The organism is Streptomyces sp. SCSIO ZS0520 (assembly GCF_025643355.1).
Taxonomy (GTDB): domain Bacteria; phylum Actinomycetota; class Actinomycetes; order Streptomycetales; family Streptomycetaceae; genus Streptomyces; species Streptomyces physcomitrii.
Window position 1 is genome coordinate 1,496,881 of sequence record NZ_CP092644.1, and the last position, 16,089, is coordinate 1,512,969.

Genomic DNA, 16,089 nt, shown 5'->3' on the forward strand with positions numbered 1-16,089 from the left:
CACGGCTGAGGGGAGCGCACCGCTTCGGTGCGCTCCCCTCAGCCGTGTCCGCCGGGGGCACCGGCGGCTGACGGGTCCCCCGGGGGCACCGGCAGCCGACGGCAAGGCGGCAGATGCGCGGGCCAGCCCCCGCGAGCCCAGCCCGATGCGAAGAACGAACGGCCCCGCGCTCAGTGCCCCGCGGTCACTGCGGCTCGGCGCCGGTGGCCACCGGCCGGGAGCGGTCCGCGGTCCACTCGGACCAGGAGCCCACGTAGAGCGCCGCCTCGATTCCGGCCACCTCCAGGGCCAGCACCTGCTGGGCGGCGGAGACCCCGGAGCCGCAGTAGACGCCGACCTCCTCGGCCGCGGGGGCGCCGAGGGCGGCGAAGCGGGCCGCCAGTTCGGGGGCGGGCCGCAGCCGTCCGTCCGCGGCCAGGTTCTCGGTGGTGGGCGCGGAGACGGCGCCCGGGATGTGGCCGCCCACCGGGTCGATGGGCTCCACCTCGCCGCGGTAGCGCTCGGCGGCCCTGGCGTCCAGGAGCAGCCCCCGGCGGGCGAGCTTCGCGGCGCCGTCGGCGTCCAGGACCGGCATCCCGCCCGGCCGGGGCACGAAGTCACCGGGCGCGGGCGTCACCTCGCCGCTCTCCCGCTCCCCCGTCCAGGCCGGGAGCCCGCCGTCCAGGACCCGTACACGCGCGTGCCCGGCCCAGCGCAGCAGCCACCAGGCCCGCGCGGCGCCCCAGCCGAGCCCGTCGTCGTAGACCACGACCTCGGAGTCCGCCGAGACACCCGCCCGGCGCAGGGCGGCGCCGAGGACAGCCGGATCGGGCAGCGGATGGCGCCCGGCGGGTCCCGGCGGGCCCGCCAGCTCCGCGTCGAGGTCCACGAACACCGCGCCCGGGAGGTGTCCCGCCAGGTAGGCGGGGCGCTGGTCCGCTCCGCCCGCCGGCTGGAAGCGGACGTCGAGGAGGACGGGCGGTCGCTCGCCCGCGAGGGCGTCGGCGAGCCCGGCGGCGGTGATCAAGGAAGTCATGCTCCCCATCCTCGCGCACCCGGTGGCCGATTCGGCTCGGCTCAGCCAATCTGCACTCAGCAACGCGCACCACCACAGGGTGTACGGGAGTGGGCACACGGTGTAGAACTGAGCGACGCCTCTCGGCGAGCGGACGGTCACCCACCGGAATCCGCGCGGCGGCCGCTCCCGGCGAACCGCATCCCGGTGGTGGACGCCGTACCGGAGTGCGTCCGCCACGCGCGCAGGACACGAACCGGACCCGGTCGCCGCACGGCGCCCCGGGCACCGGCCGCGGGCGACGGCACCGGGCGGTGGACGGGTGAGGCCCCGAGAGGGCCCGAGGAGAGTGACGATGACCGAGGCACAGCAGCCGCAGACCACGGGCCTCCGCGACGGGGCACCGCGGCGGTCGCCGGGCGAGCCCTCCTGGGTGAGCCTGATGGTCCACGACATCGCGGGCATCCAGCACTTCTACGAGTCCCTCTTCGGCTGGGAGTTCGCCCCCGGACCGGAGCAACTGGGGCCCTATGTGCGGGCGTTGGTCGGCGGTCACGATGTCGCGGGAATCGGCCAGCTGCCGCCGGACCGGCATCTGCCGGTGGCCTGGACCCCGTATCTGGCCACCGAGGACACCAACCGCACCGCGGAGACCATCCGGCTCTGCGGGGGCACGGTCGGGGTGGGGCCGCTGGACGCCGGGGAGGCGGGGCGGCTCGCCATCGCCTCCGACACCGCGGGGGCGGTCTTCGGGATCTGGCAGCCCGCCGAGGGGCTCGGCACCGCGGTCAGCGGGGTGGCCGGGGCCCCGGCCTGGAACGAACTCCTCACCCGGGAGACCGAGAGCGTGGTGAAGTTCTACCAGGCGGTCTTCGGCTACGAGGTGGAGGCCGAGGTCTCGGCCGACTTCGACTATCTGACCCTGCACGTGGGCAGCAGACCGGTGGCCTCCCTGCACGGGGTCGGCCAGTCGCTGCCGCGCGACCGCGGGGCGCACTGGATGACCTTCTTCGAGGTCGACGAGCCCGACGAGGCGGCCGCGCTCGCCACCGACCTCGGCGGGCAGATCCTGCAACCGCCGAGAAACGCCGCGCACGGCCGGGTGGTGACGATCGCGGACCCCGAGGGCGCCGCCCTCACGCTGATCCGCTCGGCGCACCGGCGGCCCCGGGCGGTGGCCTGAACAGGGGCCTGGGCAAGGGAAGTCGCCCCCGACCGGCGGGGCCGTCGCGGTCTCAGTGCGGGGACACCGGCAGTACGTCGGGTGAGAGGGCCCCGGCCCGGGCCGCCGCGCTGGTCATCCGGCGCCGGTGGTGGCGGCGGCACAGCACCTCGTAACCGACCTCCTCCGCCGCCTGGTTGACGTCCCCGACCACGACCTGGGCGCCCTCGACGATCATGCGGCCGCCCACCGTACGGGCGTTGTGGGTGGCCCGGGCGCCGCACCAGCACAGCGCCTCGACCTGCAATACCTCTATGCGGTCGGCGAGTTCGATGAGGCGCTGGGAGCCGGGGAAGAGCTTGGTGCGGAAGTCGGTGGCGATGCCGAAGGCGAAGACGTCGAGTTCCAGGTCGTCCACGATCCGGGCGAGCTGGTCGATCTGCTCCGGCGCGAGGAACTGCGCCTCGTCCACCAGGACGTAGTCCACCCGGCCGCCGCGGGTGATGAGGTCGACCACGTAGGCGTACATGTCCATGCCCTCGGCGGCCTCGACGGCGTCGCGGACCAGTCCGAGGCGGGAGGAGAGCTTGCCGTGCCCGGCCCGGTCGTCGCGGCTGAGGATCACTCCCTGCAGGCCCCGGGCGGAGCGGTTGTGCTCGATCTGGAGGGCCAGCGTGCTCTTTCCGCAGTCCATGGTTCCGGAGAAGAACACCAGCTCGGGCATGGGAAGGAGACCTTTCGGGTGGGGGGGGGTCGGCTTCGGGCGGCGGTCGGGCCGGATCAGGTGCGGACTTCGACCAGCGGGACGAGCTGCTCGGCGGGCGTCATCGAACCATGGTTGCCCACCATCGCGGACTCCTTGGGCTCCCGGCGCGAGGCGGTGACCAGGACGTCGTCCCGGGCCGCGGCGATCACCTCGCCCAGCCGCGGCAGGACGCGCTCGTCGACCTCGGGCCCGAACCAGCCCGCCGCGACGGCCTCTTCCCGACCGGCCACCCAGAACTGCTCGCCGAGGACCTCGCGCCACACCGTGAGGACGTCCCCGGCGGCACCGGGCACCGCGTAGACGTGCCGGGCGCGGCCCTCGCCGCCGAGCAGGGCGACTCCGGCGCCCAGCTCCCAGTCCTCGTCGAAGTCGATGCGGTGCTGCTCGTCGAAGGGGATGTCGACCATGCCGTGGTCGGCGGTGACATAGAGGGCGCTGCGCGGCGGAAGCTGCTCGGCGAGGCGCCGGACCAGGGAGTCCACGTAGCGCAGCTGGGCCCGCCAGGGCTCGGAGTCGACGCCGAAGCGGTGCCCGGCGCCGTCCAGTTCGGAGTAGTAGGTGTAGACCAGGGCCCGGTCGTCGGCGGCGAGTTGAGCGGCCGCGGTGTCCATGCGCTCCTCGCCGGTGGGTCTGCCGAGAAACGTTCCGCCGCTGAGCGCGATCTTGGTGAGCGGGGTGTTCTGGAAAGCCGGGGCGGTGACCTGCGCGGTGCGCACCCCCGCCGCGGCGGCCCGCTGGAAGACGGTCGGATACGGCTGCCAGGCCTCCGGCGGCGACCAGGGCTGCCAGCGCAGCTGGTTCATCAGCTCGCCGGTGGACGGATTGCGCACGGTGTAGCCGGGCAGCCCGTGCGCGCCCGGCGGCAGCCCGGTGCCCACCGAGGCGAGCGAGGTCGCGGTGGTGGCCGGGTATCCGGCGGTCAGCGGCAGTCCGGTGCCGCCGCGCGAGGTGTGCAGCAGCGAGGTGAGGAAGGGCGCCTCGCCGGGGTGGACCTTCAGCTGCTCCCAGCCGAGCCCGTCGACGAGGAAGACGCAGACCCGGTCCGCGACCGGCAGCTCGGTGAGCCGCGCCTCGAAGCCGGGGACACCGAGACCGGCGGCGAGGGTGGGCAGCAGATCGGCGAGGGAACCGGTGCCGTAGAGCGGCACGGGGGCGGTGTCGAGCGCGAGGGGCTCGGGTTCGTCCCAGGTGGCCTGGCCCATCAGTTCCGGGTGTCCGGTGTCGCTTCGGAGAGGGCCTTGGCGAAGGCGAGGGTCTGCCGCACGGTGTCGGCGCCGTCGCCCGCCTCGCTGACCCGCAGGCTCAGGTCGTCGGCGGTCGAATTGCCCGTATAGCCGTGGTCCGCCTCGCAGTTGGGGTCGCCGCAGGCCGCAGGCTCCAGGTCGATACGGGAGACGGCGCCCCAGCCGATGGTGAGGACGACCTCCCGCGGCAGGGTCCCGGGGGTGTACGACTCCGGGTTCGCCACCACCCGGCTCACCACGACCGAGGAGATCCGGCCGAGCTTCACGGACTCCGTGGAGGTGGTCGCGTACGGGCTCGGGGAGGTCGCGTCGGCCGCCTGCTCGTCGGTGTGGCTCACGATGAAGCGGGTGCCGGTCAGCACGAGCACGGTGACATGGCGGCGGACCTCGTTCGCGTCGAAGGTCGTCTCCTGGTGGACCAGGTACGAGCAGAGGGGCTCCGAGCCCACCGCGGCCTCCACGGCCTCGGCCACGAGAGCCGGGTAGTAACCGCTGCGCTCGATCGCCGCGCGCAGCCCCTGGGTCGTCGTACTGGTCTTGGCCATGCGGCCATCCTACGGCCCCCGGCGGCCCCCGCGGTGCGTGCGTGCGGCGGTCCCTTCGCCCGTCAGTAGGAGGGCAGGGTGCGCGGGCCCAACTCGCCGCGCGCGGGCGGCCTGGCCAGGCGCAGGCTCGCCCCGAGGACGGAGAGTCCCTGCGGGGCGACCACGACCGGTTCCAGGGTGACCGCGACGACCTCCGGGTGGTCGTCGACGAGCCGGGACAGGCGCAGCAGCAGCTCTTCGAGGGCGGCGGTGTCCACCGGTGCCGAGCCCCGCCAGCCGAAGAGCAGCGGGGCGGTGCGGATCGACCGGATCGCGGACTGGGCCTCCCGGTCGGTCACCGGGATCAGGCGGTGCGCGGTGTCGCCGAGCAGTTCGGAGGCGGCGCCCGCGAGACCGAAGGTGAGGACGGCCCCGGCGGCCGGGTCGACCACGGCGCGCACCACGGTGTCCACGCCGCGCGGCATCATCGCCTGCACCACCGGGCGCAGCTCGGCGGGGCTGCCGAGGCTCTCGGTGAGTTCGGCGTAGGCGCGGCGCAGCTGGTCCTCGTCGGCGAGGTCGAGGCGGACGCCGCCGAGGTCGGCGCGGTGCCGCAGATGCGGGGCGGTGGTCTTGAGGGCGACCGGGTAGCCGAGCTCGCGGGCGGCCTCGGCGGCGGCGTCCGCGCCGGGCGCCGGGGGCGAGGGGCGCACGGCGATGCCGTAGGCGGCGAGCAGCGCCTCGGCGGCCACCGGTTCGAGGGTGTGGCCGCGGGGGTCGTCCTCGGCGCCGGCGAGCTGCTCCTCGATGAGCGCGGCGGCGGCCTGCTCGTCGATGTCCTCGTACTCGGGCACCCGGCCGGGGTCGGCGGCCCATTCGCGGCGCCACTGGGCGTAGCGCACGGTCTCGGCGAGGGCCCGCACGGCGCGCTCCGCGGCCGGATAGGCGGGGATGCGGCGCGGCGGGCCGGGCTCGGCGTCCGGGCCGCCGGGGTCCGCGACGCCGGTGTCCGGGGCGCCGGTGACGGAGGAGCCGGTGGGCGCGGGGCCAGGGGTCGCAGAACCGGTGGCCGCGGGGCCCGGGGCGTCGGGCCGCGGCCTCGGGGTGGCGGAGGAGGAGCGGGGCGGGGCGGTGCTGGTCGCGGCGGACAAGGCCCGGGCCAGTCCGCCGAGTTCGAGGTGGACGACGGCCACCGGCTTGGCCGGGTACTCGGCGGCCGCCGCGCGCAGGGCCTCTGCCAGCGCCTCGTCGCCCGCGCCGCCCTCCTGCACGCTGGGGATGGCGGTGACCACGACCGCGTCGCACAGCTCGTCGGCGAGGGCCCGGCGCAGCGCACCGCGGAAGGCCTCGGGCGAGGCCTCGGTGGTGAGGTCGAGGGGGCGCAGCGGGCGCAGCCCCTCGGAGAGGCAGGCGTCGTAGGTGAGCAGGCCGAGGGATTCGGAGTTGCCGAGGATGGCCACCCGGGGCCCGCCCGGCAGCGGCTGCCCGGCGAGCAGCAGCCCGGCGTCGACGAGCTCGGTGATGGTGTCCACCCGGATCACCCCGGCCTGCCGCAGCAGGGCCGAGACGGTGGCGTACGGCAGGCGGCTGGCGCGGACCGCGTGGCCGAGCGGGGAGACCCCGCTGTGCCGGGCGCCCTGCACCACCACGAGCGGCTTGGCGGCGGCGGTGCGGCGGGCGAGGCGGGTGAACTTCCGCGGATTGCCGAGGGTTTCGAGGTACATCAGGGCGACATCGGTGTCCGGGTCGTCGTACCAGAACTGCACGAGGTCGTTGCCCGAGACATCCGCCCTGTTGCCCGCGGAGACGAAGGTGGAGACGCCGGTCACCCCGGTCACGCCGCCGCCGCGCCGGTGCAGGCTGGAGAGCAGGGCGATGCCGATGGCGCCGGACTGCACGAACAGGCCGATGCGTCCGCGCCGCGGCAGCTCGGGGGCGAGCGAGGCGTTGAGCAGGGTGCCGGGCGCCGTGTTGACCACCCCGAAGGCGTTCGGCCCGATCAGCCGCATCCCGTACGAGCGGGCCTGGCGCACCAGTTCGCGCTGGAGCTCGCGCCCGGCGGGGCCGCTCTCGGCGTATCCGGCGGAGAGCACCACCAGCCCCTGGACGCCGTGTTCGCCGCACTCGGCGACCGCCTCGGGGACCTGCGGGGCGGGCACCGCGAGCACCGCGAGGTCCACCGGCTCGGTGATCTCGGCCAGGGTCCGGTGCGCGGGTACGCCGTCCAGCTCGGTCTGCTCCGGCGCGAAGGCCCGGTTCACGGCGTGTACGCGGCCCTGGTACCCGGCGGCCAGGAGATTGCCGAGGACGGTGCGGCCCACTCCGCCGGGGGCCCGGCCGGTGCCGATGACGGCGACCGAACCGGGGTTGAGCAGGCGCTGCACGGAGCGGGCCTCGGCGCGCTGCTCGCGGGCCCACTGCACGGCGACCGAGGCCTCGGTGGGCTCCAGGTCGAAGGAGAGGCGGACGACGCCGTCCTCGAAGCTGCGCTCCTGCTGGTAGCCCGCGTCGGTGAAGACCTTGATCATCTTGCTGTTGGCGGGCAGCACCTCGGCGACGAAGCGCCGGATGCCGCGCTCACGCGCCACCGCCGCGATGTGTTCGAGGAGGGCGGAGGCGACCCCGCGGCCCTGGTGCGCGTCCTGGACGAGGAAGGCGACCTCGGCGCCGTCGGCCGGGGCGGAGGCGGCCCGGCCGTTCGCGTCGATGCGGTCGTAGCGCACGGTGGCGATGAACTCGCCGCCCACGGTGGCCGCGAGGCCCACCCGGTCCACGTAGTCGTGGTGGGTGAAGCGGTGCACATCGCGGGCGGACAGGCGCGGGTAGGGCGCGAAGAAGCGGTAGTACTTCGACTCGTCCGAGACCTGCTCGTAGAAGCTGGTCAGGCGGTCGGCGTCCTCGGTGGTGATGGGCCTGATGCGCGCGGTCCCCCCGTCGCGCAGCACGACGTCCGCCTCCCAGTGGGCGGGGTAGTCGTGCCGGTCCGACGGCGTCTGCATGGGGCCAGCGTACGGGTCCCGGCCCGGTGCGGGCCCGTGCGGGAGGCGGACCCGGGGGTGGGCGCGGCCCGGCGGGGCGGGGGTCGCGTGGGGCGGGGCGGGCGTGCGCGACACTGGATGCCGAGACGGTGGGACACCCGAGCAGAAGGGCTGCATCAGATGGCTGAGCGTCGCGTCAAGGTCGGCTGGCCGGAGGGCCTCCACGCCCGGCCCGCCTCCATCTTCGTCCGTGCCGCGGCGGCCTCGGGGGTGCCGGTGACGGTGGCCAAGGGCGAGGGCGCCCCGGTGAACGCCGCCTCCATGCTGGCGGTCCTCGGGCTCGGGGCGCTGGGCGGCGACGAGATCGTGCTCAGCTCGGACGTGGAGGGCGCCGAGCAGGCCCTCGACCGCCTGGCGAAGCTGGTCACCGAGGGGCTCGGGGAACTGCCGGAGACGGTCTGAGGCCTGCCGGGACGGGCTGAGCCGCGGGACGGTACGAGGCCTGGCCCAAGGTCGGTTCGCGGTCCGGCCCGACGTCCGTTCGCGGTCTGAGGCGGTTCGAGGCGGCGGGCGAACGGCGCGGGAGGACCCCGGCGCGGGAAAGCCGGCATCGGAAAACGGCGCGCGGGAGAATTCCGCGCCGCCGGTGGGCAGGACATGCAGAGCGCCGCATCGGCCGAATTCTTTCGGTGCGGCGCTTTCCTCTTCCCGGCCGCCGAAAAGGAATGCGGGCAGCAGAAAGAGACGCCTGCGAAATGCTCTGCCCTTTGTATACGGCAGCCGTGTTAATCGCGGCCGCTCGCCGTGTTTACGGCATGTTGCGAACTCCTCACCGGCGGGCTCTTCCTGGCGAACCGCACCCGGTAGCCGGCGGCCGCCCGCTCGTGGTGCAGGGCCATGAGCCCGCGCGCCCGCTCCGCGTCCCCGCGGGCGACGGCGTCGACTATCGCCCCGTGCTCCGCCCAGGAGTCCGCGGGCCGCGCGGGCCCCTCGGCCGTGTACATCCAGGCGATCTTGTGCCGCAGCTGGGTCAGCAGGGTGATCAGGCCGGGGCTGCCCGAGGCCTGGACGAGGGTCTCGTGGAACCAGCCGCCGAGCGAGCGCAGATCCTCGCTGTGACCGCGCCCGGCCCGCTCCTGCCCCAGCCTGACCAGGCCCCGGAGCACCTTGAGATGGGCCTCCGTACGGCGCTGCGCGGCCCGGGCGGCGGCCAGCGGTTCGAGCACCGTCCGGATGTCGAGGACGTCGGCCGCCTCCTGCTCGGTGGGCTCGGCCACGCAGGCGCCCGCGTGCCGCCGGGTGATGACGAAGCCCTCGGCCTCCAGGGTGCGCAGGGCCTCGCGCACCGGGACCCGCGAGACGCCGTAGCGCCGGGCGAGGACTTCCTCGGTCAGCCGCCCGCCCCGCTCGTGGACCCCGGCGACGATGTCGTCCCGGATTGCCGTGCATACCGTGTGCGCGGGAATGCGCATGACCGGACCTCCGCATTGATCCGCGCGTAACGCTCTGCAGGAACACTCGTGTCGTGACTCTATTGCAGAACGACGGAATTTCCGATGGCGGATGGGAATCCGGAGATATTTTTGGGACAACCGTGAAAGCCCCGGCTCACGAGCCGGGGCTTTCACGGCATTTCCGCCCAGGGCCTGTCCGGCCGTGCGGCGTTCTCGTCAGAGGTCGACGCCGTGCGAGCGGAGATAGGCGACGGGGTCCATGTCGGAACCGTAGTCGGGTCCGGTGCGCGCCTCGAAGTGGAGGTGCGGTCCGGTGGTGTTGCCGGTCGCGCCGGAGAGGCCGAGCTGCTGCCCGGGGGTCACCGACTGGCCGACGCTCACCCCGATCGAGGAGAGGTGCCCGTACTGGGTGTACGTGCCGTCGTGCATCTTCAGCACGACCTCGTTGCCGTAGGCGCCGCCCGAGCCGGTGCTGACGACGGTGCCGCGGCCGACGGCGTGGACCGGGGTGCCGGAGGCGGCGTGGAAGTCGACGCCGGTGTGGCTGCCGGAGGACCAGATCGCGCCGCCGGTGCGGTAGCCGGTGGAGACGTAGGAGCCGGAGACGGGCGCCACATAGGCGTTGAGGCGGCGGCGTTCGGCGGCGCGGGCGGCGCGCTCCTTCGCGGCGCGCTCGGCACGGGCCTTGCGCTTGGCCTCCTGGGCCCGGCGCTCCGCCTCGGCCTCCGCCTTCCTCTTGGCGGCGGCCGCGTCGGCGGCGCTCTCCTGGGCGTCGGCCTGGGCCGCGATCTTCTCGGCGAGCGAGGTGCCCACCTCGTCGACGGCTATCGCGCCGGCCAGCGCCGAGCCCTCGGGCTCCGGCTGGGCCGCGCCCGCGGGGGACGCGAGGGTGCCGAGGACGCCCGCCGTGGTGAGGGCGGCAACTCCCGCGGCGGTGGCGGAGGTACGGGTCAGGCGGCTCGGCCTGCGGTGTCTGCCGCGGGCACGGGTGATCGCCATACGTGTGGCTCGTCCTTTCCTTCCCTGTCGCCTACCGGGTTAGCTGACGGGTTCGGAGTAGGAAGGTCTCCTACGGAACGCCCTTGCGGGGGCGCCCGATTCACCCCAGGAACTGCGTTCCCGCCGCCGCGGACGGCGGGCGGGAGGTGGGTCCCCGGCTCCCCTGGCTCGCGCCGTGGGGGGACTCGGCGATGGCTGCCCGGTGCCGCGGGTGCGGCGCACACATGACGAACAGCCGGAGAGACGCTAAGCGGGACAACCGCCCGGACCAAACCGAAACGGGCTTTTGTCACGCACACCACACGGCAGATCGGAAACCCAGCACCAATACGGACATGACTGACCCCGGCGGCCATGTCGCCGCCGGGGTCGGTCGCGGGGCGCGGGCGCCGCCGCGGGGCCTCTACTGGCCGGTGACCACGGTCACTTCGCCGATGCCGAGGGCGCGCACCGGCTCCTCGATCTGGGCGGCGTCGCCGACGAGCACCGTGACGAGGCGGTCCACCGGGAAGGCGTTCACCACGGCGGCGGTCGACTCGACGGTGCCGGTCCCGGCGAGCTGCTGGTAGAGCCTGCCCTGGTAGTCGTCCGGGAGTTGCTGCTCCACCTGGTCCGCGAGCGTCGAGGCGACGGCGCCCGCGGTCTCGTACTTCAGCGGGGCCACGCCCACCAGGTTCTGCACCGCCACATCGCGTTCGGCGTCGGTCAGGCCCTCGGCGGCGAGGGTGCGCAGCACCTTCCACAGGTCGTCGAGGGCGGGGCCGGTGGAGGAGGTGTCCACCGAGCCGGAGATGGCGAGCATCGCGGCGCCCGAACCGTCCTCGGCGGACCGCAGGACCTGGGTGAAGGCCCGTACGCCGTAGGTGTATCCCTTCTCCTCGCGCAGCACCCGGTCGAGGCGGGAGGTGAGGGTGCCGCCCAGGCAGTAGGTGCCGAGCACCTGGGCGGGCCACACGCTCTCGTGGCGGTCGGGGCCGATCCGGCCGATGAGCAGCTGGGTCTGGACGGCGCCGGGGCGGTCCACGATGACCACCCGGCCGGTGTCGTCGGCGGTGACCCGCGGCGGGGTGCTGGGCTCGGCGGTGCCGCCGGTCCAGGCGCCGAGGGTGTCGCCGAGCAGGGCGTCCAGGTCGATGCCGGTCAGGTCGCCGACCACGACCGCGGTGCCGGTGGCGGGGCGGACGTGCTTCTCGTAGAAGGCGCGTACGGCGGCGGAGTCGATCGCGGCGACCGTCTCCTCGGTGCCCTGGCGCGGCCGGGACATCCGGGACCCCTCGGGGAAGAGCTGCCGGGACAGCTCCTTGGCGGCGCGGCGGCCGGGGTTGGCCGCCTCGTGCGGGATCTCGTCAAGGCGGTTGCGGACCAGCCGCTCGACCTCGCTGTCCGCGAAGGCGGGGGCGCGCAGGGCGTCCGCGAGCAGACCGAGGGCCTTGGCGAGCCGGGAGGCGGGCACCTCCAGGGACAGGCGCACACCGGGGTGGTCGGCGTGCGCGTCCAAGGTGGCGCCGCAGCGCTCGAGTTCGGCGGCGAACTCCTCGGCGGAGTGCTTGTCGGTGCCCTCCGAGAAGGCGCGGGCCATGATGGTGGCCACGCCGTCCAGGCCCGCGGGCTCGGCCTCGAGGGGGCTGTCCAGGAGCACCTCCACGGCGACGACCTGCTGGCCGGGGCGGTGGCAGCGCAGCACGGTCAGGCCGTTGGCGAGGGCGCCGCGCTCCGGTGCGGGGAAGGCCCAGGGCTTGGCCTCGCCGGCCTGGGGCTGCGGGTGGAACTGCATGGTCGCGCTCACTTCGCCGTCTCCTCGTCGTTGCGTGCGGCCTCGGCCTCGTCGCCCTCGGCGGTCAGCGGCTCGTAGACGAGCACCGCCCGGTTGTCGGGGCGCAGCCGCGCCGCGGCGACCTCGCGCACCTCCTCGGCCGAGATGTCCAGGACGCGCTGCACCGCGGTCAGCGCGAGCTGGGGGTCGCCGAACAGGACGGCGTAGCGGCAGAGTTCGTCGGCGCGGCCCGCGACGGTGCCGAGCCGGTCCAGCCACTCGCGCTCCAACTGGGCCTGGGCGCGCTCCATCTCCTCGGGGGTGGGGCCCTCGGCCGCGAACCGGGCCAGCTCCTCGTCGACCGCGGCCTCGATCTCGGGCACCTCGACCTCGGCGGAGGTCTTCACGTCCAGCCAGCCGAGCGAGGGCGCGCCCGCCAGCCGCAACAGCCCGAAGCCGGCGGCGACCGCCGAACGGTCGCGGCGCACCAGGCGGTTGTAGATCCGGGAGGACTCGCCGCCGCCGAGGACGGTCAGCGCGAGGTCGGCGGCGTCGCCGGCGCGGGTGCCGTCCTCGGGGAGCCGGTAGGCGGCCATCAGCGCGCGGGCCGGGACCTCCTCCTCGACGACCTCGCGCAGCTGCTCGCCGATGGTCTCGGGCAGCGAGCCGTCGCGCGGGGCGGGCTTGCCGTCGTGTCCCGGGATGGAGCCGAAGTACTTCTCGATCCAGGCGAGGGTCTGCTCGGGGTCGATGTCGCCGACCACCGACAGGACCGCGTTGTTGGGCGCGTAGTAGGTGCGGAAGAAGGACTGGGCGTCCTCCAGGGTGGCCGCGTCGAGGTCGGCCATCGAGCCGATGGGCGTGTGGTGGTAGGGGTGGCCCTCGGGGTAGGAGAGCGCGGTGAGCTTCTCGAAGGCGGTGCCGTAGGGGACGTTGTCGTACCGCTGGCGGCGCTCGTTCTTCACCACGTCGCGCTGGTTGTCCAGGGACTGCAGGTCGAGCGCGTCGAGCAGGGAGCCCATCCGGTCGGCCTCCAGCCACAGGGCCAGTTCGAGCTGGTGGGCCGGCATGGTCTCGAAGTAGTTGGTGCGCTCGAAGCTGGTGGTGCCGTTGAGCGAACCGCCCGCGCCCTGCACCAGTTCGAAGTGCCCGTTCCCCTGCACCTGCCTCGACCCCTGGAACATCAGGTGCTCGAAGAGGTGAGCCAGGCCGGTGCGGCCCTTGACCTCGTGGCGGGAGCCGACGTCGTACCAGAGGCAGACCGCGGCGACCGGAGTGAGGTGGTCCTCGGAGAGCACGACCCGGAGGCCATTGGCCAGGCGGTGCTCGGTCGCTGTCAGGCCGCCGGAACCGGCCTGCGCTGTGGCCGTGTGACCCATGGGCATGTACGTCCCTTCGATCCAGAACTGCTGAACGCGGTGTGATCGTGCTGTTCGGTCGTGCTCGTGTGCGTCGTGCTCGTGCTGTTCGCCGTGCCGGTGGTGCTCGTCATGACCGCTGGTCGTGCCCGCGGCGGCGGCATGCGCTGCCACTGTATGCAAGCGTGCTGACACCTGGCGAAGTTCCCGCAGTCGGCACGCCCTGAGTGAACGCCGCGGCGCCGCCCGCGGCGGGCGGATCGCCCTCTTGTGACGGGTCGCGGTCGGCGTTGTCGGTGCGCAGGTCCACAATGGTCGGCGTCAGATCACGTTCATGTTGGTGAAGGAGCCGCAGCAGCGATGGCCCGCCGCAGCACGAAGACCCCGCCGCCCGGGGAGGAGTTCGAGGAGCGGATCCTCGACATCGACGTCGTCGACGAGATGCAGGGCTCCTTCCTCGAGTACGCGTACTCGGTCATCTATTCCAGGGCCCTGCCGGACGCCCGCGACGGGATGAAGCCGGTCCACCGGCGCATCGTCTACCAGATGAACGAGATGGGGCTGCGGCCCGATCGCGGGTATGTGAAGTGCGCCCGCGTCGTCGGCGAGGTGATGGGCAAGCTCCATCCGCACGGCGACGCCTCGATCTACGACGCGCTCGTCCGGCTCGCGCAGCCCTTCTCGATGCGGCTGCCGCTGGTCGACGGCCACGGCAACTTCGGCTCGCTCGGCAACGACGACCCGCCCGCCGCGATGCGGTACACCGAGTGCCGGATGGCCGACGCCACCAGCCTGATGACGGAGTCCATCGACGAGGACACCGTCGACTTCGCGCCGAACTACGACGGCCAGGAGCGGGAACCGGCCGTCCTCCCGGCGGCCTACCCCAACCTCCTGGTGAACGGCTCCTCCGGCATCGCCGTGGGCATGGCCACCAACATGGCGCCGCACAACCTGCGCGAGGTCATCGCCGCCGCCCGCCACCTGATCCGGTACCCGGGCGCGGACCTGGACGCCCTGATGCGCCATGTGCCCGGCCCCGACCTGCCCACCGGCGGGCGGATCGTCGGCCTCGGCGGCATCCGGGACGCCTACGAGAACGGGCGGGGCACCTTCAAGATCCGGGCGACCGTGGCCGTGGAGGACGTCACGGCGCGCCGCAAGGGCCTGGTGGTGACCGAACTCCCCTTCACCGTCGGCCCGGAGAAGGTGATCGCCAAGATCAAGGACCTGGTCGGGGCGAAGAAGCTCCAGGGCATCGCCGACGTCAAGGACCTCACCGACCGCGAGCACGGGCTGCGCCTGGTCATCGAGATCAAGAACGGCTTCGTGCCCGAGGCGGTCCTGGAGCAGCTCTACAAGCTGACGCCGATGGAGGAGTCCTTCGGCATCAACAACGTCGCCCTGGTCGACGGCCAGCCCCTGACCATGGGCCTCAAGGAGCTCCTGGAGGTCTACCTCGACCACCGCTTCGGCGTGGTGCGCCGCCGCAGCGAGTTCCGCCGCGGCAAGCGCCGCGACCGGCTGCACCTGGTGGAGGGCCTGCTCGTCGCGCTGCTCGACATCGACGAGGTCATCCGGCTGATCCGCTCCAGCGAGAATTCGGCCCAGGCCAAGCAGCGCCTCATCGAGCACTTCTCGCTGAGCGAGATCCAGACCCAGTACATCCTGGACACCCCGCTGCGCAGGCTCACCAAGTACGACCGCATCGAGCTGGAGTCCGAGCGCGACCGGCTCAGGCAGGAGATCGAGGAGCTGACCCGCATCCTCGAATCGGACGCGGAGCTGCGCAAGCTCGTCTCCTCCGAACTCGCCGCCGTGGCCAAGAAGTTCGGCACCGACCGGCGCACCGTGCTCCTGGAGTCCTCCGGCGCCGCTGCCCCGGTGGTCGACCTCCAGGTCGCCGACGACCCCTGCCGGGTGCTGCTCTCCTCGACCGGGCTGATCGGCCGTACGGTGACGGCGGAGCCGCTGCCCGAGGGCGACGGCAAGCGCACCAAGCACGATGTGATCGTCTCCGCGGTACCGGCGACCGCGCGCGGCGAGATCGGCGCCGTCACCTCAGACGGGCGGCTGCTGCGGCTCAATGTCGTGGACATCCCGCAGCTGCCCGAGGCGGCCGCGCCGCCGAACCTCGCGGGCGGGGCCCCGGTCGCCGAGTTCCTGACCCTGGAGGGGGACGAGACGCTGGTCTGCCTGACCACGCTCGACGAGTCCTCTCCCGGGCTCGCCCTCGGGACCCAGCAGGGCGTGGTGAAACGCGTGGTGCCCGACTACCCGTCCCACAAGGACGAGTTGGAGGTCGTCACGCTGAAGGACGGCGACCGGATCGTGGGTGCCGTGGAGCTGCGCACCGGCGAGGAGGACCTGGTCTTCATCACCGACGACGCCCAACTGCTTCGCTACCAGGCCTCCCAGGTGCGCCCGCAGGGCAGAGCGGCGGGCGGCATGGCGGGCGTCAAGCTCGCGGAGGGGGCGAAGGTGCTCTCCTTCACGGCCGTCGATCCCGCGGTGGAGGCGGTGGTGTTCACGGTCGCCGGTTCACGGGGCACCCTCGACGACTCGGTGCAGACCACGGCGAAGATGACCCCCTTCGACCAGTACCCGCGCAAGGGCCGGGCGACCGGCGGCGTCCGCTGCCAGCGCTTCCTCAAGGGCGAGGACTGCCTCCACCTCGCCTGGGCCGGTCCCGTTCCGCCGCGGGCCGCCCAGAAGAGCGGGGCGGCCGCGGAGCTGCCCGAGATGGATCCGCGCCGCGACGGCTCGGGGGTCTCGCTGCCCAAGACGGTCGCGGTGGTCGCGGGGCCGGTGTAGCCGGACAGCCGAACTCCCGGACAGGCGCCGGGAGTCGGGCCGG

12 protein-coding genes and 1 riboswitch are annotated in these 16,089 nt (G+C 73.7%); of the genes, 3 read left to right on the forward strand and 9 right to left on the reverse strand.

From position 1 onward, the window contains the following. Nucleotides 1–184 precede the first annotated feature (184 nt). Nucleotides 185–1,015, reverse strand: a complete 831-nt coding sequence (locus tag MID12_RS04935) for a sulfurtransferase (RefSeq protein WP_263165085.1) — start codon at nucleotides 1,013–1,015, stop codon at nucleotides 185–187. Nucleotides 1,016–1,349: 334 nt separating this feature from the next. Between MID12_RS04935 and MID12_RS04940 the strand changes: the two genes are divergently transcribed. After that, nucleotides 1,350–2,177: a VOC family protein gene (locus MID12_RS04940; protein ID WP_263165086.1), complete on the forward strand. Its 828-nt coding sequence runs from the start codon at nucleotides 1,350–1,352 to the stop codon at nucleotides 2,175–2,177. A 52-nt stretch (nucleotides 2,178–2,229) separates the two neighbouring features. Here the strand turns inward: MID12_RS04940 and MID12_RS04945 are convergent, their stop codons facing one another. From MID12_RS04945 to MID12_RS04960, 4 genes are all read right to left on the reverse strand, one after another. Then, nucleotides 2,230–2,880, reverse strand: coding sequence for a thymidine kinase (locus MID12_RS04945; protein WP_040247360.1), 651 nt, complete (start codon nucleotides 2,878–2,880; stop codon nucleotides 2,230–2,232). A gap of 56 nt (nucleotides 2,881–2,936) precedes the next feature. Further along, nucleotides 2,937–4,124 (reverse strand): alkaline phosphatase family protein, encoded by a 1,188-nt coding sequence (locus tag MID12_RS04950; RefSeq protein WP_263165087.1) that lies wholly within the window; start codon nucleotides 4,122–4,124, stop codon nucleotides 2,937–2,939. Next, nucleotides 4,124–4,711, reverse strand: a complete 588-nt coding sequence (locus tag MID12_RS04955) for a DUF5998 family protein (RefSeq protein WP_040247366.1) — start codon at nucleotides 4,709–4,711, stop codon at nucleotides 4,124–4,126. Before MID12_RS04955 ends, MID12_RS04950 begins: the two co-directional genes overlap by 1 nt. A gap of 62 nt (nucleotides 4,712–4,773) precedes the next feature. Then, on the reverse strand, nucleotides 4,774–7,689 hold the full coding sequence (locus tag MID12_RS04960; protein WP_263165088.1) for a GNAT family N-acetyltransferase: 2,916 nt from the start codon (nucleotides 7,687–7,689) through the stop codon (nucleotides 4,774–4,776). Nucleotides 7,690–7,848: 159 nt separating this feature from the next. Here MID12_RS04960 and MID12_RS04965 point away from each other — a divergent pair, with 159 nt between their 5' ends. Further along, nucleotides 7,849–8,130 (forward strand): HPr family phosphocarrier protein, encoded by a 282-nt coding sequence (locus tag MID12_RS04965; RefSeq protein WP_040247371.1) that lies wholly within the window; start codon nucleotides 7,849–7,851, stop codon nucleotides 8,128–8,130. Between the two features lie 323 nt (nucleotides 8,131–8,453). Here MID12_RS04965 and MID12_RS04970 read toward each other — a convergent pair whose 3' ends face one another. From MID12_RS04970 to MID12_RS04985, 4 genes are all read right to left on the reverse strand, one after another. After that, nucleotides 8,454–9,140 carry a GntR family transcriptional regulator gene (locus MID12_RS04970; RefSeq protein WP_040247373.1) on the reverse strand — a complete coding sequence of 229 codons (687 nt, stop codon included), beginning with the start codon at nucleotides 9,138–9,140 and terminating at the stop codon, nucleotides 8,454–8,456. Nucleotides 9,141–9,338: 198 nt separating this feature from the next. Further along, nucleotides 9,339–10,121: a M23 family metallopeptidase gene (locus MID12_RS04975; protein ID WP_040247376.1), complete on the reverse strand. Its 783-nt coding sequence runs from the start codon at nucleotides 10,119–10,121 to the stop codon at nucleotides 9,339–9,341. 13 nt (nucleotides 10,122–10,134) lie between these two features. Next, nucleotides 10,135–10,322, reverse strand: a riboswitch (cyclic di-AMP (ydaO/yuaA leader). A gap of 202 nt (nucleotides 10,323–10,524) precedes the next feature. Continuing rightward, complete coding sequence (locus tag MID12_RS04980) at nucleotides 10,525–11,895, reverse strand: M16 family metallopeptidase (RefSeq protein WP_040256387.1); 1,371 nt, start codon at nucleotides 11,893–11,895, stop codon at nucleotides 10,525–10,527. Nucleotides 11,896–11,903: 8 nt separating this feature from the next. Beyond that, on the reverse strand, nucleotides 11,904–13,259 hold the full coding sequence (locus tag MID12_RS04985) for a M16 family metallopeptidase (protein ID WP_078844758.1): 1,356 nt from the start codon (nucleotides 13,257–13,259) through the stop codon (nucleotides 11,904–11,906). A gap of 333 nt (nucleotides 13,260–13,592) precedes the next feature. Between MID12_RS04985 and MID12_RS04990 the strand changes: the two genes are divergently transcribed. Continuing rightward, nucleotides 13,593–16,046 carry a DNA topoisomerase (ATP-hydrolyzing) subunit A gene (locus MID12_RS04990; protein ID WP_263165090.1) on the forward strand — a complete coding sequence of 818 codons (2,454 nt, stop codon included), beginning with the start codon at nucleotides 13,593–13,595 and terminating at the stop codon, nucleotides 16,044–16,046. Nucleotides 16,047–16,089 lie beyond the last annotated feature (43 nt).